Raw genomic sequence first — 18,414 nt, 5'->3', positions numbered from 1 at the left:
TGTCACCGGGTCCCGGTGTGTCACCGGGCCCCCTCGCGGTCCTGTGCCCCGGTGGTCCGGCGGGGCGTCGGGTTTCGCACCCGGCGCCCCGGTCCGGTCCGGAGCGCCGGCTACCGGCGCCAGGGGCCCGTCACCGCGAACGTGGTGCCGGGCGTGTAGCAGTTGACGTACATCGTCTCGCCGTCCGGGGAGAAGGTCACCCCGGCGAACTCACCCCACTCGGGCTCCTGAGGGGTGCCGATGTTCTGCCGGTTGCGGGCCATCGCGTAGACCTGGCCGCGCCTGGTGACGCCGAAGACGTGCTGGGCGCCGTTGCCGTCCTCGCAGACCATGAGGCCGCCGCTGGGCGCCAGACAGATGTTGTCCGGCGACTCGCCCGGCAGCTGCACATCGGTGTCCGGGCCGAAGACGATCACCAGGGTGAGCCGGTGGCGCTCCGGGTCGTAGCGCCAGACCTGCCCGAAGTGGTCGGCGGCCGAACCGTCCGACCGGCGCGCGAAGGACGACACGAAGTACACCGAACGGCCGCCCCAGTAGCAGCCCTCCAGCTTCTGCGCGTGCGTGATGCCCTTGCGGCCGAAGTCCTGGAACCGGATCGGCGTCTGCGCGGCCTGCGGGTCCGGGACGTCGACCCACTCGATGTGGTCGAACTCGGCGCCGACGTTTTGGATGGACGACAGGTCCGGCACCCCGGGCACGCGCATGGCCTGGAGCCGCCCGCCCGCGCGCAGCGAACCCCTGCCGCCCAGCGGCCGGTCCGGCAGGAAGCGGTAGAAGAGCCCGAAGGGCTTCTCGAAGGCGTCCTCGGTCTCGTACACCACGCCCCGCCGGGGGTCGACGGCGATCGCCTCGTGCGCGAAGCGGCCCATCGCGGTCAGCGGCACGGCCCCGGTGCGGTGCGGGTCGGCCGGGTCGACCTCGAAGATGAAGCCGTGGTCCTTGGTGTAGCCGTTGGTGCCGGCCTTGTCCTCGGTCTCCTCGCAGGTCAGCCAGGTGTCCCAAGGAGTGGGCCCGCCCGCGCAGTTCACCGCCGTGCCGGCGATTCCGACGCGCTCCGACTGCACCCTGCCCCGGGAGTCCAGCGTCAGCGCGGTACAGCCGCCCTTGGCGGCCGGGTCGTAGGTGAGGCCCTCCACGGTGGGGACCGGGACCTTGCCGTCGGCGCGGTTCTCGTGGTTGCGGACCAGGTGGACCCGGCCGCCGCTGCCCGGGAAGGCCGACATGCCGTCGTGGTTGGAGGGCACCTTGCCCTCGCCGGAACGGAGTCGGTCCCCTTCGCGGGAGAGGATCCGGTAGCCGAACCCCTCCGGCAGGTCGAGGACGCCCTTCGGGTCGGGGACGAGCGGGCCGTAGCCGGTGCGGCCCATGCCCTGTGCGGCGGCGGTACCGGTGAAGAGTTCGGACAGGGCGCCGGAGAACGCGATCCCGACGCCCAGGGCGCCCGTTCCGGCGAGCATCTGACGTCGTGTGGCGGAGCGACCGGATTCGGTCATGGGGAAACCTTCCTGCTGGCGGACAGGAACTGTGATCCCGCTGTGTCTATCACCTGGTGCGGGCAACGGGAACCACGCGCGTAGCGCGGGTCACTTCTCCACCGCGCGCCGCAACTGCTCCATGGCCTCTCGGGGCTGCCCAGTGAGGTCGACGGCGCGCTCCCCGATCTCCGCGCGCTCCGCGGTCCCCGCGTGTCCCGGTGCTTCCTCGTGGCCCGGGGTCTGCGCCTGTCCGGAGCTCTCCGCGGGAGGAGGCTGCCCGCCCCGCTCCAGGAACCGCAGGAGTTCCACCGGAATGGGCAGGACGAGGGTGGAGTTCTTCTCTGCCGCCACCGCCATGACGGTCTGCAGCAGCCGGAGCTGGAGCGCCGAGGGCGTGTCGGCCATCTGGCGAGCGGCCTGGGCCAGCTTCTTGGAGGCCTGGTACTCGGCGTCGGCGTTGATGAGCCGGGCCCGCCGCTCCCGGTCGGCCTCGGCCTGGCGGGCCATGGAGCGCTTCATGGTGTCCGGCAGGGAGACGTCCTTGATCTCCACGCGGTCGATGGTCACACCCCACTCCACGGCGGGGCTGTCGATCATGAGCTCCAGGCCCTGGTTCAGCTTCTCGCGGTTGGACAGCAGATCGTCCAGCTCGCTCTTGCCGATGATCGAGCGCAGCGAGGTCTGCGCCATCTGCGAGACGGCGAAGCGGTAGTCCTCGACGTTGACGATCGCGGCCCCCGGGTCCACGACCTTGAAGTACACCACCGCGTCGACCCGCACGGTCACGTTGTCGCGGGTGATGCCCTCCTGGGCGGGCACGGGCATGGTCACGATCTGCATGTTGACCTTGCGGAGCCGCTCCACCCCCGGAACGATCAGGTTGAAGCCGGGCCGTCGCACGTCCCCGTGCAGACGCCCGAGCCGGAAGACGAGCCCCCGCTCGTACTGCTTGACGACCCGCGCCGCGGAGGCCAGATACACCAGCGCACCGGCCCCGACCGCGGCCACCACGCCGAGCACCTCTTCGACCATGCCGACCTCCCCGTTCAGAGGTCCGAATCCGTCTGCTTCTGTAACGATATGCCCGAATCGGGGCGCGGGGCCATGCCCGGTGCCCGGGCCGGAACGGGGGCGGACACACGTGGTCCGGGGCGCGCAGCCGGCGCGCCCCGGACCTGTGCCCGGATGATCCGATCGTGGCTAGACGGCGGTGACCTTCTTCGTCGGGGCCTCCTCGGGTTCCGTGACCTTCACCGGCTCCGTACCCGTCGCGCTGTGGCGGGCGGCCCAGTTCTCCAGGGCCGTGCGGCAGGCGTGGTCGAGGTGGTGCAGGCCCGAGAGGTTCAGCTCGACCGGGCGGTCCTGCGGCAGGCTCTCCAGGTCCTCGAGGATCTTCGGCAGCCGCAGGAAGGTCGCGTTGCCGGACAGGTGCGCCTGGATCGGGCCGGCGCCCTTGTCGATGATCTCGAGCTTGATGTGCGAGGCCTCCCAGGCGGTCTTGACGACCGACAGGGCCAGTCCGATGAGCACGCCCTCGAACATGTTCACCGCGACGATCGACACGGCGGTGACGACCAGGATGACCGCCTCGCCCCGGTGCTCTTTCCACAGCGGCACGATCTTGGCGAACGGGATCAGTTTCCAGCCCGCGTGGACCAGGATGCCGGCGAGGGCGGGCAGCGGGATCAGGGCCAGCGTGGAGGGGAGCAGCGCGGCGAACAGCAGGAGCCACACACCGTGCATCACCCGCGAGGCCTTGGTCCTGGCGCCCGCGCTGACGTTGGCGGAACTGCGGACGATGACCGCGGTCATCGGCAGTGCGCCGAGCACACCGCAGACGGTGTTGCCCGCGCCCTGCGCCATGAGCTCCTTGTCGTACTGGGTGCGCGGGCCGTCGTGCAGCCGGTCCACCGCGGCGGCGCTGAACAGGCTCTCGGCGGAGGCGATCAGGGTGAAGGCGACGATCGTGCCGATGACGCCGATGCCCACGCTGCCGAAGGCATCCAGGCCGGGCGGCTGGATGGAGTCCAGCAGGCCCTTCACCTCGACCGTGGCGACCGGCAGGTCGAAGACGGCGTTGGCGGCGATGGCCAGGATCACCGCGGCGAGCGCGCCGGGTACGGCCTGTGCGTTCGTCGGCAGCTTCTTCCACAGCACCATCACCGCGATGGTGGCCGCGCCGAGCGCGAGGGAGGTGAGCGCCGCTGTGCTGCCGGCCGCGTCGACGGCGGCACCGGGCAGGCCCAGGATCTTGTCGATGCCGGAGGCGGGTGCCTTCAGCCCGGCCGTCGCATACAGCTGGCCGGCTATGAGGACCAGACCGATTCCGGCCAGCATGCCCTCGACGACCGAGACGGATATCGCGCGGAACCAGCGGCCGAGCTTGAGCGCGCCCATGACGAGCTGGAGCAGGCCGGCGGCCAGCACGATGACGCCGAGCGCGGGCAGCCCGTAGGTGTCGACGGCCTCGAAGACCAGCACGGTCAGGCCGGCGGCCGGTCCGGACACTTGCAGGCTGCTGCCGGGCAGGAGTCCGGTGACGATTCCGCCCACGATGCCGGTGACCAGGCCGAGTTCGGCCGGGACGCCGGAGGCGACGGCCACGCCCACGCACAGCGGGAGCGCGACCAGGAACACGACGAGCGAGGCGGTGAAGTCCTGCCTGAGATAGGGGAACTTGGTCATGGCTCCCCTCACAGCTTCTCGAAGGAGTCGGTGTCCGCGCGGTGCTCGCGCACGACGCCGGTGTGCACTTCGTAGAACCAGGCGCGCAGGCCGAGCCGCCCTTCCGCCAGCCCGCGCTCGACACAGGGGTACGACCGCAGGCGCAGGACCTGGGCGAGGACGTGGTTCTGCACGGCCTCGGCGACGGTCGGGTCGGCGGGGTCCTTGCATGCGGGCTCGTCGGCGGCGCGTGCGAGCCAGTCGCGCACCGCCGGTACGGCGGCGAGGTCGTCGCCGCGTACCACCGCGCCCACGGCGCCGCAGTGCGAGTGGCCGCAGACCACGATCTCCTTGACGCCGAGGACCTCCACGGCGTACTCGATCGTGGCCGCCTCCGACGTGGGGTGCTCGAAGGAGTGCGGGGGAACGACGTTGCCCGCGGTGCGCAGCTCGAAGAGCTCGCCGGGGCGGGCGCCCGTGATCAGGGCCGGGACGACCCTGGAGTCGGAGCAGGTGATGAACAGGACGTCGGGGGACTGGCCCTCGGCGAGGTGGGCGAACTCCTCAGGGCGCTGTCCGAAGCTGCGGGCGTTGTCGATGAGGGGTTGCATGAGTGTGGTGACTCCTCCTGGCGCGCAGTGGGGGCGCGTCGGACGGGCATGACAGGGGGTGGGGGGAACTGCCGTACCGCTCAGCAGCGGAAGACCTGCAGGGCTGCCGGCGTGTGCGACGTCGAGGATCTCGACGCGTGGTGGTGCGCGGAGCCGGGTCTGACCGGTTCGGGCACCGCCGGCCGGAGGTCCCTCCGCAGGGGCCGCTCCGGCGCCGAGGGCGCGGAGTCGGCGGTGTGGGACCGGTCGCGGGTCCGCAGGGGACCGGTCGGGTCCCCGTGGTGTCCGCCGGCGCGGCAGGTGGCCGTCTCATCACGTAGAGCCTTCCCGGAGGACTTGTGTCCGGGACGCGTTGACGTGCCCGAGGGTTTTGTCCCGGGCTGAGCCTTGGCCTTGGCTTGACTGTGCGTATACGCGGTTGCGAAGGACGCGGTCGGTGCGAAGAGCTGGAGGGCGAGCAGGGCGGCGGCGAGGACCGCGACCACGGTCCGTGCCGTGCTGCCTCGGTACATGCGCCCCCCTCTCGTTCATTTCCTGCTTCTAGCGCGGACCAACACTTGGTCAACGACTGGTCAAGAAACACGTTAACCCTGCAAGGTCGTTTGCAGGGTTAACTTAACGTTTCAAGCTGAAGAGAGCCTGAAAAACGCAGGTGGAATGGCTTGAACAAGCCCTACCCATCGGGTGGTTGGCGCGGTAATGGAGTTGTAATCACCGGGGGTCCACGAGCTTGCTCGCGTCGCGAGCCAGCGCGGTGAGCCGGGAGATGGCCCGGAAGTACTTCTTTCGATAGCCGCCGTTCAGCATCTCGTCACTGAACAGCTGGTCGAAGGGCAGTCCCGAGGCCAGCACGGGCACCTCGCGGTCGTAGAGCCGGTCCGCGAGGACGACGAGCCTGAGGGCCGTCGACTGGTCCGGAACCGGCCGCACACCGGTGAGGCAGACCGCCTTGATGCCGTCGGTCAGAGCGCCGTACCGGCTGGGGTGAACCCGGGCCAGATGCTCCAGGAGGGGCGAGAACGCGTCGAGGGAGGCGCCCTCGGTGGCGTGCGCGGCGTCGGTGACCTGTTCGTCGGAGTACGGCGCCGGGGCCTCGGGCAGACCGCGGTGACGGTAGTCCTCGCCGTCGATGCGCAGGGCTTGGAAGTGGGCCGACAGGCCCTGGATCTCGCGCAGGAAGTCGGCCGAGGCGAACCGGCCCTCGCCGAGCTTGCCGGGCAGCGTGTTGGAGGTGGCGGCGAGCGCCACGCCCGCGTCGACCAGCTTGCCGAGCAGGGTGGAGACCAGGACGGTGTCGCCCGGGTCGTCGAGCTCGAACTCGTCGATGCACAGCAGGCGGTGGCCGGACAGGGTCCGGACGGTCTGCTGGAAGCCGAGTGCGCCGACCAGGTTGGTCAGCTCCACGAACGTGCCGAACGCCTTCAGCTCGGGCTCGGCCGGGGTCGCGTGCCACAGGGACGCCAGCAGGTGCGTCTTGCCGACGCCGTACCCGCCGTCGAGGTAGACGCCGCGCGGCCCCGCGGGGGTCTTCTTCGGCGCCTTGCCGAAGCCGAACAGCCGCCGCTTGCCGGATCCCGCGGCCCCGCCCGGGCCGAGGCCCGCCGCGAAGCCCTCCAGGACCCGGACGGCCTCCGTCTGGCTGGGCTGGTTCGGGTCGGGGATGTACGTGCTGAAACGGACCGAGTCGAACCGCGGCGGCGGCACCATCTCGGCGACCAGCCGGTCCGCGGGGACATGCGGCTCGCGGGCGCACAGGGACAGCGGGGCCGGGTCGGTTATGGGGCCGGATCCGGAGGGGGCCAGGGGAGAAGACACGGTTCACCATGCTACGGCGCGTGGAACACTGCACGGCATGCGACGTCTGTTCCCTGTGACCGATGAAACAGCAGCTCCGGCGCCGGGTGGCGGGTCCGGTGAGGGCGCCGGGCGGGAGTGGAGCCTGGCGGAGCTGGCCGCCGCGTACGCCTATCCCGAGCCGGGGCCCGGCGGGCCGGTGCCGTGGCTGCGCGCCAACATGGTGTCCACGCTGGACGGGGCCGCCCAGCACGACGGCCGTTCGCAGCCCATCTCCAGCGCCACCGACATGCGGATCTTCGGCACGTTGCGGGCGCTCGCGGACGTCGTGGTCGTCGGCGCGGAGACGGTACGCAAGGAGGGGTACCGGCCGGCCCGCGCGCGGGAGGACTTCGCGGCGATGCGGCAGGCGGCCGGGCAGCAGCCCGCACCCGCGATCGCGGTGGTCACCGCCAGTCTCGACCTGGACTTCTCGCTCCCGCTGTTCACCTCGCCCCTGGTGCCCACCCTGGTCCTCACGGGAGCCGCGGCCGCCCCGGACCGCATCGCCACCGCCGAGAAGGCGGGCGCCAGGGTGGTGACCGCCGGGGACGGCATCGGCGTCGACCCCGTCCGTGCCGTCCGCGCCCTCGGCGACCTCGGCCACACCCGGCTCCTCACCGAGGGCGGCCCGCGGCTGCTCGGGCAGATGGTCGCGGCGGGCGCGCTCGACGAGCTGTGCCTGACCGTCTCCCCGATGCTCACGGCGGGCGAGGCCCAGCGCATCGCCGGCGGGCCGGCGGTCACGGTCCCGCACCGCTTCGGGCTGGTGTCGATGCTGGAGGAGGACGGCTTCCTGTTCACGCGGTACGGGCGGGTCCGGGAGGCGTACTGAAACGCCGGGCCCGGGGTAGGAGGTGTCGGCGGTCGGTCGGAGAGTCCGGCCGACCGGTTCATCCGGAAGCGGGGGTGAACCTCACTGTCAGTCCGTTAATCAGCGGAATATGCCGTTCTGTTTGGTTTTCGGAGGGCACACTGGATCCGGCAGTACCCGTGCGAGCACGGGGCAGGATGGTTTCCGCAGGCCCGTTGCGGCCCGCGGAGGAGTGGGGGCCACGGGCCCCCGGAGCAGAAGGGGCGCCTGGTGTTCACAAGCGTTTTGATGATCGAGAAGGCGCTGACGTCGGCCGACGTGGAGTTCGTCACCACCTTGCACGGTGAGGAGCAGGTCTCCTTCCAGGTGCTGCTCCAGCCGCGCGGTGAGCAGGCGGACCGCCTGCTGCGGGCCATCGACGACGTGGCGCTCGGCGAGCTCGACGAGGCCGTGCGCGAGGGGGAGACGCCGGAGGGGGAGGAGGCCCTGAGCGTGGGGCAGCGGGCGCTGGAGGTGTCACTCGCCGCGTTGCGCACCTCGGGCAGCCCCGCGGAGGGACGGCTGATCGAGGACCATCCGCTGGACGCGCTGAAGTCCCTGGTGGAGGAAGCCGGGGCGGACGAGGTCATCGTGCTGACCGATCCCCACTACGTGGAGGAGTTCTTCCACCGCGACTGGGCCTCCCGGGCCCGGCACAAGGTGGGCGTGCCGGTGCTGAAGCTGTTCTCGCACAGCAAGGCCTAGGGGCGGGGCTCTGCGGGCCTGGCGCGGCCCTGCGCGCTCCTGAAATAGGGTGGGGGCGCTCACTCTCGTCACCCGAACTTGGAGACACGCATGGCAGCCGGCCTTCCTCCCGCCATGGACCGACCGCACTTCATCGGGATCGGTGGGGCCGGCATGTCGGGGATCGCGAAGATCCTCGCGCAGCGCGGTGCCGTCGTGGCGGGCAGTGACGCCAAGGAGTCGGCCACGGCCGAGGCGCTGCGGGCGCTGGGGGCGACCGTGCACATCGGGCACGCCGCCGAGCACCTCGCCGACGACGCCAGCTGTGTGGTGGTGTCGTCGGCGATCCGGCAGGACAACCCCGAGCTGGCCCGCGCGGCCGAGCTCGGCATCCCCGTCGTGCACCGGTCCGACGCGCTCGCCGCCCTGATGGACGGGCTGCGGCCGATCGCCGTCGCCGGTACGCACGGCAAGACGACCACGACGTCGATGCTGGCCGTGGCACTGAGCGAGCTGGACCTGAAGCCCTCGTACGCGATCGGCGGAGACCTGGACGCGCCCGGCTCCAACGCGCTGCACGGCGAGGGCGAGATCTTCGTCGCCGAGGCCGACGAGTCGGACCGCAGCTTCCACAAGTACGCCCCCGAGGTCGCCGTCGTCCTCAACGTCGAACTCGACCACCACGCCAACTACGCCTCGATGGACGAGATCTACGCGTCGTTCGAGACGTTCGTGGACCGGATCACCGACGGCGGCACGCTGGTGATCGCCGCCGACCACGAGGGCGCCCGGGAACTGACCCGCCGCGTCCGGGCACGCGACGTGACCGTGGTGACGTACGGCGAGTCCGACGACGCCGACGTGCGCGTCCTGTCGGTCGTGCCGCAGGGGCTCAAGAGCGAGGTCACCGTGGTGCTGGAGGGGCAGGAGCTGACCTTCGCGGTCTCCGTCCCCGGCCGGCACTACGCGCACAACGCGGTCGCCGCGCTGGCGGCGGGCGTGGCCGTCGGGATCCCGGCGGCCGACCTGGCCCCGGCGATCGCCGCGTACACGGGCGTGAAGCGCCGGCTCCAGCTGAAGGGCGAGGCCGCGGGCGTCCAGGTCATCGACTCCTACGCGCACCACCCCACCGAGATGACCGCCGACCTGGAGGCCATGCGCGCCGCGGCCGGTGACGCCCGGATCCTGGTCGTCTTCCAGCCGCACCTCTTCTCGCGGACCCAGGAGCTCGGCAAGGAGATGGGGCAGTCCCTCGCCCTCGCGGACGCCTCGGTCGTGCTGGACATCTACCCGGCGCGCGAGGACCCGATCCCGGGCGTCACGAGCGAGCTGATCATCGAGGCGGGCCGCGCCGCGGGCGCCGACGTGACGCCGGTGCACGACAAGGCGGACGTCCCGTCGGTCGTCGGGGGAATGGCGAAGCCGGGTGATCTCGTTCTCACCATGGGAGCGGGCGACGTCACCGACCTCGGCCCGCACATCCTGGACCGTCTGTCGAACTGAGGGGCTGGAGGCTCATGCCGTACGACGTGGAGAAGCCGGACGAGCAGTGGCGCGCGGAACTGACCCCGGGCGAGTACGCGGTCCTGCGGCAGGCGGCCACCGAGCCCGCCTTCACCGGCGAGTACACCGACACCAAGACCCGGGGCGTCTACTCCTGCCGCGCCTGCGGCGCGGACCTGTTCACCTCGGACACGAAGTTCGAGTCCCACTGCGGCTGGCCGTCCTTCTTCGACCCCAAGGACACCGACGCGGTGGAGCTGATCGAGGACCGGTCGCACGGCATGGTGCGGGTCGAGGTGCGGTGCGCCCGGTGCGGCTCGCACCTCGGGCACGTCTTCGAGGGCGAGGGGTACCCGACGCCCACGGACCAGCGGTACTGCATCAACTCGATCGCGGTGCGGCTCACGCCCGACGCGAACTGAACGGGTCCGGCGGTTCCTCCGGGCGGACGCCCCGGAGGAGCCCCCTGATCTGCTCGCGGGGTTCCGTCGGCGAGGACGTCCGAGTCCGGATCGCGTGAGGGCCGCGCTCAGCGGCGGATCCGGCACTCCTGCTGTGTGAGGCGCTTCGTGTCCCCCGCGGTGCGCCTGCACAGCTCGTGCGTGACGGAGGTGCCGTCTGTGCCGCGGCGGACCTCCTTGAGGACGATGCTGTGCCCGGTGCGGTCGCCGTACAGCGGGGCGCCGGTGAAGTCGATGGTGCCGGTGGCCATGCCCTCGATCTTGACGCTGCGCAGGTTCACCCAGGTCGAGGCACGGCTCTGCGGCCGGTCGCCCCGGGTGGCCGCCCAGAACAGGGCACGGGTCGCGTCATGGGCGAGGGCGGTCTGGCCGCTGGCCAGGGCGGGGCTGTCGTGGCGCAGACGGTGGTCCCGCAGTCCGGGCAGGTGCCTGGCGGCGTCCAGGTAGAAGGCCGTTCCGCCGGCGGCCTTGCGCAGCTCCGCGAGGGCCGCGTGGTACAGCGTGACCTTCGGCGCGACGGACTGGCCGCCGCCGGCGAAGTCGGCCTTGGACAGGTCGTCGCCGGTGAGGATGGCCAGAGGCCTCCCGGCACACCCCGGTTCGGTGCCCAGCTGGGTCATCAGGGGATCGATGTCCTCCACCCGGCCCGCGAAGTAGATGACGGAGGGGACCCGGCTGCCCCGGCAGATCTCCTGGGCGTGCGAGCGGAGTTCGGGCTTGCCGCCAGTCAGGGTGTAGCGGCGCTGTGGGAGCGGGGTGAAGCCCTGTCTTCGCAGCATCGCCTGGCCGTAGCGCGCCTGTTCGTCGGTGTAGAGGTCGTCGGTCCTCGCCGTGTCGCGGGCCAGGACGAGGGCGTACTGCCGCCGGTCCGGAGTGCGCAACTGGGCGGCGATCAGCCCGAGTTGTCGGGTCTGCCACTCGTCCGTGGCGGCCAGGCTGAACCAGTTGGCGAACTCGCGGGGCAGATACGTCGCGGAGTTCGTGCCCGAGACGACCGGCAGGCCGGCCTCCATCAGGATGCGGGTCGTCGCCCGGCTCGACTTCAGGTCGCGGCCGGTACCGACGACCCCGACCACGGTCGGGTCGTGGGCGGCGTACGCGGCGATCGCCTCGGCCATCTCCTCCTGGTGCCCCAGGTCCACACCGCCGTTGGCGATCAGGACGCGCAGCTTCACGCTGGAGTTCTCGTTGTTGACGGCCTGGGCCAGATACACGCCGGCCAGTTCCTCGGCGCCCTTCACGAGGGAGGAGCCGGCCGAGAGGTCGGCGCTGAGCGGCCCGGCGTAGACGACGGTGACGTACGTGCCGGCGTGGCCGTCGAGGACCTTCGCGTTCTGCCGGGCGATGCGGTCCTCCAGGTCGGCCACCGTCCAGGGCGTCTCGTCGGCCGTGAGCGCCTCGACGTCGTCGCCCGGCTCGGGCGCGGGCAGCCAGTCGGCGAACCGGAGTCCGTCCGTCGCTATGCCGATGCACTCGGTGCGGCCGTCGGGTGCCTGCTCGCGCCGGGTGTCCCGGTTGGCGGTCAGCACGGACGCCGAGCAGTACCGGTCGTGCAGGGCGTCGGCCCGCATCACGGTGGCCGCGGACAGCAGGGCGATCACCAGGACCAGGCTGTGCAGGGCCCACACCAGCCGGGCGAGCGTCGGCCGGGCGGAGGCCCGCAGATGGTGGCGGCCCTCCTCCAGAGGACCCAACTGGTCGTGCGGCAGCGGGATCTTCATCGCCCACGGCAGGACGGACCGCTCCCGGCTGGGCGACTGCTCGGCGCGCAGGTTGCGGCCCCACTCCCGGTACCAGGTGCGCAGCCGTACGCCGAACGTGGGCGGTGTCGCGTCCGGGGCGGGCGCCGTCTGGACGACACTGCGCTCCAGGCGCGGCACGTCGTGGGCGCGCACCGCCGCGACCACGAGCAGCGGGTCGAGCTCGCTGCGCCGGCTGCGGACGTCGCTGATGGCCCGGATCAGCTCGATGCCGCCGTTGCGGTCGTCCGCGTGGGGCAGGAACAGCATCGGCGGGCGCGGCCGTTTGAAGCCGCGCAAGTCCCAGCTCCAGCGCCGGTGGTTGTCCCGCAGGTCCTCGCGCAGCGCCAGCACGCACAGCTGGAGGTGGAAGTCGCCGCCCGCCCTGAGCGCCTCGGCCACGTCGTAGGCGCGGGCCGCGATCGCCTTCCAGGAGCGCACCGGCCGCAGCAGCGACACCTCGGTGGACTCATCCTGGTCCGCCGCCCTCAGGAAGGTCGTCGTCAGGAACCAGCGGCTCTCGCGGCGCAGCCACAGGAAGATCGGCGCCCGCCCCGGCAGGGCGTAGTTGAGGACGGTCAGCAGCAGCAGGAAGACGAGACCGGCGCCGACCGCGACGTACCACTCGCTGCGGGCCAGCAGCGCGGCGAGGACGGTCACGAGGCTCGCCGGGAGGATGTGGGCCATGTCGAACAGCGGCAGGCCCGAGCGCCAGCGCGCGGTGTTCTTCGGCCGCCAGCGCTGCTGCGCCAGCTCGTCCAGCAGTCGCCGATGCTGGTCCTGCCCGGCCTCGGGACTGCCCGGGGCGGGCGAGGGCCAGCTGTCGCCGAGTGCCGCGACCGCGTCGTCGATGGCGTGCACCAGCCGCAGCCGGGGGAACGCGTAGCGCCGGTAGAGCGCTTTCGGGCCGCCCCATTTGCGCGGGTCGCTCAGGGCCCGCACCAGGGCCGCGGCCCGGCGCACCTCCGTGGAGCCCTCGTAGGCGTCCTGGGTCACCGCGCAGCGTGTGCCGTGCGCCTCCTGGCCCGCGTGCAGCTGCCGGACCAGCCCGGCCACGGCGTCGTCGTCCCGGCTCTCCTGCGCGTGCACGACGAACACCGGCATCGGCGGTTCGGTGCTCCTGCGGAAGTCCTGGATGAGGATCTCGAGCTGGTTCTGCAGATGGCGCCCGGCGTCGCTCTCCGGCATGCCGTCATGGCCCCCAGGGCAGTCCGGCGGCGTGCGTTCGGCGTTCACCATGGGTAACCCCCGTTGACCTTCGGCGACCTACGAGGTTAACCCGTGCGGATGTTGTGGGAGTGGGTGACGCACGAAATCCTGTTCCGTCCCGGTCATTGACGCCGCCCGCCCGGATCCCCGCACTGGCCTGACCCCGTAGTCGAGCAAGCTCTTTCTCCCCGTGAGGATCGGGTGACGGCGTAGTCCGTGCTGTCAGCCGCCACCCCCGGAGAAGCCTCGAACCACGGCAGCCGCGCCACCAGCAGCAGCTGGAACGCCATGAGCAGCGCCGCGTACAGGCCGGTCAGCCGGCCCAGCACGATCAGCGCGTTCGAGGTGAAACCGGCCTGCGCGAAGAACACGGTCACCACGCCGGCGTTCGCCAGAAGCACCGCGTACAGGCCGATGCGGCCCACCACTTCGGAGCGCACGCCCGGGCGGGTCGCCACGGGGGGCGGAGTGTCGTCACGGCCGGCAGCTCCTTGATCGGCTCCTGGGGCACCGAGCTTGGCGCGGGGGAGCTGTCGGGAAGCTGTCGCTCGACTTTCGAGTCTTTATCGATCCCGCGGCGAGGAGGCACGCGGCTATGGCGGCACGGGAGCTGTGCAGCACTATGAGCTCGTGGAAAAAGTACGACTTCTCGTCGTCGACGACGACCCGCCCATCGCCGATCTCGTCGCGACCGTCGCCCGCTACGAGGGCTGGGAGGCGGTCACGGCGTACACCGGCGAGGACGCGCTGGAGCGGGCCGCCGAGTTCCACCCGGACATCGTGGTGCTGGACCTGATGCTGCCCGGCGTGGACGGCTTCGGCGTCCTGGACCGGCTGCGCGCCTCCGGCACGATGGTGCCGGTGGTGTTCCTCACCGCGCGCGACGGCGTCGCCGACCGGGTCGCCGGCCTCACCCGGGGCGGCGACGACTACCTGGTCAAGCCGTTCGCCGTGGAGGAGCTGATGGCCCGGTTGCGGACCGTGCTGCGGCGCAGCGCCGGGCCCGCCTTCCAGCGTTCCGTGCTCCGGGTCGGCGACCTCTCGATGGACGAGGACACCCGGGAGGTGCGGCGCGGCGCGAGGTTGCTGTCACTGACCCCGACCGAGTACGAGGTGCTGCGCTACCTCATGCGCAAGTCGCCCACCGTGCTCACCAAGGCGCAGATCCTCGACCACGTGTGGGAGTACGGCTTCGGCGGCCGCTCCAACGTCGTCGAGCTGGTCGTCAGCCGGCTGCGCCGCAAGCTCGACGAGACCGACGACGGCGGCGCGCCCCTGATCCACACCGTGCGCGGCTTCGGGTACGTGCTGCGGCAGGCCGCCGAGTGATCGCCCGGCTGCGCCGGGCCTACCGCCGCATGCGGCTCGGCACCCGGCTGGCCCTCGGCCTCGGCGCCCTGTCCCTGGTCGTGTTCGCCGTCGTCGGCACGGCCCTGACCACGTACATGCGGGACTACCTGTCGGCCCAGCTCGACACCCAGCTCGCCCAGGCCCAGATCGCCCAGTCCAAGAGCATCGCGGACTACGGCACCCTCTCGGGCAAGAAGTACTACAGCTGGTTCTACGCCGTGTACGACGTCTCGGACGGCACGCCCGAGCTCCGCAGGCCCGAGGACCCGGCCGACCTGCCCAAGGACGTCGACGACTTCACCTCCCTGGCCCGGGCGCAGACCGCGGCACACACCGAACTCCTGCGCACCGAGCACCTCAGGGGCGCGGGCTCCTACCGGTTGCGCGCCTGTCAGGTCGAGCCCGGTGTGGTCCTGGTCAGCGCCGCGCCGCTGGAGGACATCGAGGACACCGTCGAGCAGCTGATCACCCTCCAGGTCGTCACGTTCGCGCTCGCGCTGCTCGCCCTGGTGGTGCTCGGCCGCCGGATGCTGCGCCGCGGCCTGAAGCCGCTCAGCGACATGGCGTCCACCGCGCACGGCATCGCCTCGCACGACCTGACCGAGTCGGCGGCCCGGCTGCCGCTGCGCGCCGACGGCCGGGACGGCGGGCCCGAGGTGGACGAACTGCGCACCGCCTTCAACACGATGCTGGAGCACATCGACGACTCCCTCGCCGTGCGCGCCGAGGCCGAGCAGCGGCTGCGCCGCTTCGTCGCCGACGCCTCGCACGAACTGCGCACCCCGCTGATGTCGGTGCGCGGTTACGCCGACCTCTTCCAGTACGCCGCCGCCAACGCCCCCGAGGAACGCGACCGGCACCTGGCCCGGCTGCGCGCCGAGGCCGCCCGCATGGGCATCCTCCTGGACGACCTGCTGCTGCTCGCCCGGCTGGACGCGGCGGAGGTGGAGGCGCCGCTGCGGCTGCAGGACGCCGACCTGGTGGAGCTCGTGGGCCAGGCCGCGGACGCCTTCCGCGCGGGCCGCCCGGACCATCCGCTGACGGTCCTCGCGGGTCCGGGGCCGGTGCGGCTGCCGATGGACCCGCTGCGCATCCGGCAGGTCGTCGACAACCTCCTGACCAACGCCGCGGTGCACACCCCGGCCGGCACGAAGGTGTCGCTGGAGGTGGCCGTCGTGCCCGGCGCCGCCGAGGTGCGGGTCGCCGACACCGGGCCGGGCATCCCGCCCGACGACCAAGACCGGGTCTTCGACCGCTTCTACCGCGTCGACAAGGCCCGCAGCCGCGACCGCGGCGGCAGCGGGCTCGGTCTCGCGGTCGCCCAGTCGCTGGTCCGCGCCCACGGCGGCCGCATCGAGCTGACCAGCACGCCGGGAGCGACGGTGTTCACCGTGCGCCTGCCCGTGAACGACGTACGCCCTGCGGACCGGTGAAAGGCGCCCCCTAGAATCGTCCGGACACAGCCCGTACGACCATGGCCATCGCTTCCGCCAACCCGAAGGGCTCCGGCGCCTTGATACGGATCGAATCAGTCACCAAGCGCTACCCGGACGGCACGGTGGCTGTCGACCGGCTGTCCCTGGAGATACCCGACCGCTCGATCACCGTCCTCGTCGGACCCTCGGGCTGCGGCAAGACCACCACCCTGCGGATGATCAACAGGATGGTCGAACCGAGTGAGGGAACGATCCTCCTCGACGGCGAGGACATCCAGCGCCGCCCCGTCACCACCCTGCGCCGGTCCATGGGGTACGTCATCCAGAACGCCGGCCTCTTCCAGCACCGCACGATCCTCGACAACATCGCCACCGTGCCCCGCGTGCTCGGCTGGGGCAAGCAGAAGGCCCGGGCCCGGGCGGCCGAGCTGATGGAGCGCGTCGGCCTCGACGCCGCGCTCGCCAAGCGGTACCCGTACCAACTCTCCGGCGGCCAGCAGCAGCGCGTCGGTGTGGCCCGGGCGCTCGCGGCCGACCCGCCCGTGCTGCTCATGGACGAACCGTTCTCCGCGGTCGACCCGGTGGTGCGCAAGGGACTCCAGGACGAACTGCTGCGCATCCAGGGCGAGTTGGGCAAGATCATCGTCTTCGTCACCCACGACATCGACGAGGCGATCAAACTCGGCACGATGGTCGCCGTGATGCGCGAGGGCGGTCGCCTCGCCCAGTACGCGCCCCCGGCCGAGCTGCTGTCCAACCCAGCCGACGCCTTCGTCGAGGACTTCCTCGGAGCCGACCGAGGCATCCGGCGGCTGTCGTTCTTCCCCTCCGCCGAACTCCTGCTGACGACCGGCCCGGTGATCCCGGTGGACGCCACCGCCGAGCAGATCACCGCCTCCGGCGCCGACTGGCTCCTGGTGACCGACGCCGGGGGACGGCCCCTCGGCTGGGCCGAGCCGGAGGAGCTGACGGCGGGCGCCATCGACCCCGGCAGGCTCCGGCCGCACGGCCGGCCCTTCGTCCCCGGCACCGACTCCCTGCGGGCCGCCCTCGACTGCGCCGTGCTCTCCCCGTCCGGCTGGGCCGTCGCCGTGGACGACACCGGCCGGGTGACGGGCGTGGTCGCGCAGCAGACCATCGGCGAGGCCATCCGCAGCGCCCACGCCGCCGGCCACACCGACGCAGCCAAGGTCGCGTCGTGAACGACTTCTTCGACATCCCGAGCGACCTCCAGCACAGCTACGCCGGCCTGATCGGACTGCATCTGCGCGAGGCCCTGCTGCCCGTCCTGGCCGGGCTGCTGCTCGCGCTGCCGCTCGCCCAGCTCTGTGTCCGCTTCCGCTGGCTGTACCCGCCGGTGCTCGGCGCGACCACCATCCTCTACGCCGTCCCGTCGCTGGCCTTTTTCGTGGTCCTCATCGACTACACCGGCCAGACCGAGCTGACCGTGATGATCCCGCTGGCCGTCTACAGCCTCGTGGTGCTCGTCCCGGCCATCGTCGACGGGGTGCGGTCCGTGCCGCAGGAGACCCTGGCCGCGGCCACCGCCATGGGGTTCGGGCCCGTACGCCGTTACGCGCAGGTGCAGTTGCCGATCGCCGTGCCCGCCATCATCGCCGGGCTCCGGGTCGCCACCGTCTCCAGCATCTCCCTGGTCAGCGTCGGCACCCTCATCGGCAACCAGGGCGCCCTCGGCAACCTGCTCGCCGACGCGCAGAAGTACGACCGCCCCGAGCTGGCCGTGAACTCCGTGATCACGACCGCCGTCCTGGCCATCCTGTGCGACGCCCTGCTGGTGCTGCTCCGCGTCGTGCTGACCCCGTGGATGCCGAACGGCACCCGCAGGCGCCCGAAGCCGAGCACGCGCCGGCAGCTGCCCGCCCCCCAGGACGTGACCCGGTGAACGTACTGAACTTCGTCGACGCCTTCTTCAGCGACAGCGCCCACTGGCACGGCTATGACGGCATTCCGCAACGCCTGCTCGAACACGTCCAGTACTCGGCCCTGGCCCTGGCCCTGGCCGCCGCGATCGGCCTGCCCGTCGGCCTGCTGACCGGACACACCGGCAAGGGCGGCAACGCCCTGGCGTTCATCGCAACCGCCGCCCGCGCGCTGCCCAGTTTCGGCCTGCTGGTGCTGATCGTCATCATGATGGGCTTCGGCCTGCTGCCCGTGATGATCCCCCTGGTCGTCCTCGCCGTGCCGCCGATCCTGGTCACGACCTACGAAGCGGTCCGCACCGTCGACCCGTCCCCGGTGGACGCCGCGCGCGGCATGGGCATGCACGAGTCGCGGATCCTCTTCCGGGTCGAACTGCCGGTCGCGCTGCCGCTGATCCTGAGCGGACTGCGCTCGGCGGCCATCCAGATCGTCTCGACGGCCACCATCGCCGCGTACGTCAGCCTGGGCGGCCTCGGCCGCTACATCGTCGACGGGCTCTACCAGCGCGACTACGAGAAGGTCGTCGGCGGCGCCACCCTGGTGGCCGTCCTGGCCCTCGTCACACTGGCGCTGTTCTGGGCGGCGGGCAGGGTGGCCGTGTCGCCGGGGGTACGCAGACGCTGAGACCCGGCCCGGGTCTGTGACAAACCGTGAT

General features: G+C 71.7%; 15 protein-coding genes and 1 pseudogene. 9 read left to right on the top strand and 7 right to left on the bottom strand.

Features of this window, described 5'->3' with window-relative positions; all coding sequences use genetic code 11:
• Window positions 1–110 precede the first annotated feature (110 nt).
• From HDC93_RS14520 to zapE, 5 genes are all read right to left on the bottom strand, one after another.
• Window positions 111–1,493, bottom strand: a complete 1,383-nt coding sequence (locus HDC93_RS14520) for a PhoX family protein (RefSeq protein WP_185010838.1) — start codon at window positions 1,491–1,493, stop codon at window positions 111–113.
• A 90-nt stretch (window positions 1,494–1,583) separates the two neighbouring features.
• On the bottom strand, window positions 1,584–2,507 hold the full coding sequence (locus HDC93_RS14515) for a slipin family protein (RefSeq protein ID WP_260419559.1): 924 nt from the start codon (window positions 2,505–2,507) through the stop codon (window positions 1,584–1,586).
• A gap of 168 nt (window positions 2,508–2,675) precedes the next feature.
• Window positions 2,676–4,160, bottom strand: coding sequence for a SulP family inorganic anion transporter (locus HDC93_RS14510; protein ID WP_185010836.1), 1,485 nt, complete (start codon window positions 4,158–4,160; stop codon window positions 2,676–2,678).
• Window positions 4,161–4,168: 8 nt separating this feature from the next.
• Window positions 4,169–4,750 (bottom strand): carbonic anhydrase, encoded by a 582-nt coding sequence (locus HDC93_RS14505; RefSeq protein ID WP_185010833.1) that lies wholly within the window; start codon window positions 4,748–4,750, stop codon window positions 4,169–4,171.
• Window positions 4,751–5,461: 711 nt separating this feature from the next.
• The gene (zapE, locus tag HDC93_RS14500; protein WP_185010831.1) at window positions 5,462–6,565 is read right to left on the bottom strand and encodes a cell division protein ZapE; all 1,104 of its coding nucleotides are present in this window, start codon (window positions 6,563–6,565) and stop codon (window positions 5,462–5,464) included.
• A gap of 37 nt (window positions 6,566–6,602) precedes the next feature.
• Between zapE and HDC93_RS14495 the strand changes: the two genes are divergently transcribed.
• The 4 genes from HDC93_RS14495 to msrB all read left to right on the top strand — a co-directional run bounded on the left by HDC93_RS14495 (window position 6,603) and on the right by msrB (window position 10,045).
• On the top strand, window positions 6,603–7,418 hold the full coding sequence (locus HDC93_RS14495) for a pyrimidine reductase family protein (protein WP_185010829.1): 816 nt from the start codon (window positions 6,603–6,605) through the stop codon (window positions 7,416–7,418).
• 249 nt (window positions 7,419–7,667) lie between these two features.
• The gene (locus HDC93_RS14490; protein ID WP_031106073.1) at window positions 7,668–8,141 is read left to right on the top strand and encodes a hypothetical protein; all 474 of its coding nucleotides are present in this window, start codon (window positions 7,668–7,670) and stop codon (window positions 8,139–8,141) included.
• A gap of 90 nt (window positions 8,142–8,231) precedes the next feature.
• Complete coding sequence (gene murC / locus HDC93_RS14485) at window positions 8,232–9,623, top strand: UDP-N-acetylmuramate--L-alanine ligase (RefSeq protein ID WP_185010827.1); 1,392 nt, start codon at window positions 8,232–8,234, stop codon at window positions 9,621–9,623.
• 14 nt (window positions 9,624–9,637) lie between these two features.
• Window positions 9,638–10,045: a peptide-methionine (R)-S-oxide reductase MsrB gene (gene msrB / locus HDC93_RS14480; protein WP_030838861.1), complete on the top strand. Its 408-nt coding sequence runs from the start codon at window positions 9,638–9,640 to the stop codon at window positions 10,043–10,045.
• 107 nt (window positions 10,046–10,152) lie between these two features.
• Here the strand turns inward: msrB and HDC93_RS14475 are convergent, their stop codons facing one another.
• Both HDC93_RS14475 and HDC93_RS14470 read right to left on the bottom strand, forming a co-directional pair.
• Window positions 10,153–13,011, bottom strand: a complete 2,859-nt coding sequence (locus tag HDC93_RS14475) for an ABC transporter substrate-binding protein (protein ID WP_260419557.1) — start codon at window positions 13,009–13,011, stop codon at window positions 10,153–10,155.
• A 251-nt stretch (window positions 13,012–13,262) separates the two neighbouring features.
• Window positions 13,263–13,460: pseudogene (locus HDC93_RS14470) on the bottom strand (oxidoreductase); the annotation flags it as partial.
• 202 nt (window positions 13,461–13,662) lie between these two features.
• Here HDC93_RS14470 and HDC93_RS14465 point away from each other — a divergent pair.
• The 5 genes from HDC93_RS14465 (at window position 13,663) to HDC93_RS14445 (ending at window position 18,383) form a co-directional block, all read left to right on the top strand.
• Window positions 13,663–14,361 (top strand): response regulator transcription factor, encoded by a 699-nt coding sequence (locus HDC93_RS14465; protein ID WP_185010822.1) that lies wholly within the window; start codon window positions 13,663–13,665, stop codon window positions 14,359–14,361.
• Window positions 14,358–15,815: a cell wall metabolism sensor histidine kinase WalK gene (locus HDC93_RS14460; protein ID WP_185010820.1), complete on the top strand. Its 1,458-nt coding sequence runs from the start codon at window positions 14,358–14,360 to the stop codon at window positions 15,813–15,815. Before HDC93_RS14465 ends, HDC93_RS14460 begins: the two co-directional genes overlap by 4 nt.
• Before the next feature lie 80 nt (window positions 15,816–15,895).
• Window positions 15,896–17,020 (top strand): ABC transporter ATP-binding protein, encoded by a 1,125-nt coding sequence (locus HDC93_RS14455; RefSeq protein WP_185011067.1) that lies wholly within the window; start codon window positions 15,896–15,898, stop codon window positions 17,018–17,020.
• The gene (locus HDC93_RS14450; protein ID WP_185010818.1) at window positions 17,017–17,721 is read left to right on the top strand and encodes an ABC transporter permease subunit; all 705 of its coding nucleotides are present in this window, start codon (window positions 17,017–17,019) and stop codon (window positions 17,719–17,721) included. The genes HDC93_RS14455 and HDC93_RS14450 overlap by 4 nt, the downstream gene beginning before the upstream one ends.
• Complete coding sequence (locus tag HDC93_RS14445) at window positions 17,718–18,383, top strand: ABC transporter permease (RefSeq protein WP_185010816.1); 666 nt, start codon at window positions 17,718–17,720, stop codon at window positions 18,381–18,383. Before HDC93_RS14450 ends, HDC93_RS14445 begins: the two co-directional genes overlap by 4 nt.
• The last annotated feature ends 31 nt before the right edge of the window (window positions 18,384–18,414 follow it).

This window comes from Streptomyces sp. AK010, assembly GCF_014207295.1.
In the GTDB taxonomy this organism is placed as follows: domain Bacteria; phylum Actinomycetota; class Actinomycetes; order Streptomycetales; family Streptomycetaceae; genus Streptomyces; species Streptomyces massasporeus.
This window is presented reverse-complemented; position numbering and strand designations above follow the sequence as displayed.

Excerpts from the sequence above, each read along its gene's own strand:
- HDC93_RS14510 (WP_185010836.1), bottom strand. The coding sequence starts at position 4,160 with ATGACCAAGTTCCCCTATCTCAGGCAGGACTTCACCGCCTCGCTCGTC.
- HDC93_RS14515 (WP_260419559.1), bottom strand. The coding sequence starts at position 2,507 with ATGGTCGAAGAGGTGCTCGGCGTGGTGGCCGCGGTCGGGGCCGGTGCG.
- msrB (WP_030838861.1), top strand. The coding sequence starts at position 9,638 with ATGCCGTACGACGTGGAGAAGCCGGACGAGCAGTGGCGCGCGGAACTG.
- HDC93_RS14520 (WP_185010838.1), bottom strand. The coding sequence starts at position 1,493 with ATGACCGAATCCGGTCGCTCCGCCACACGACGTCAGATGCTCGCCGGA.
- murC (WP_185010827.1), top strand. The coding sequence starts at position 8,232 with ATGGCAGCCGGCCTTCCTCCCGCCATGGACCGACCGCACTTCATCGGG.
- HDC93_RS14505 (WP_185010833.1), bottom strand. The coding sequence starts at position 4,750 with ATGCAACCCCTCATCGACAACGCCCGCAGCTTCGGACAGCGCCCTGAG.
- HDC93_RS14475 (WP_260419557.1), bottom strand. The coding sequence starts at position 13,011 with ATGCCGGAGAGCGACGCCGGGCGCCATCTGCAGAACCAGCTCGAGATC.
- HDC93_RS14495 (WP_185010829.1), top strand. The coding sequence starts at position 6,603 with ATGCGACGTCTGTTCCCTGTGACCGATGAAACAGCAGCTCCGGCGCCG.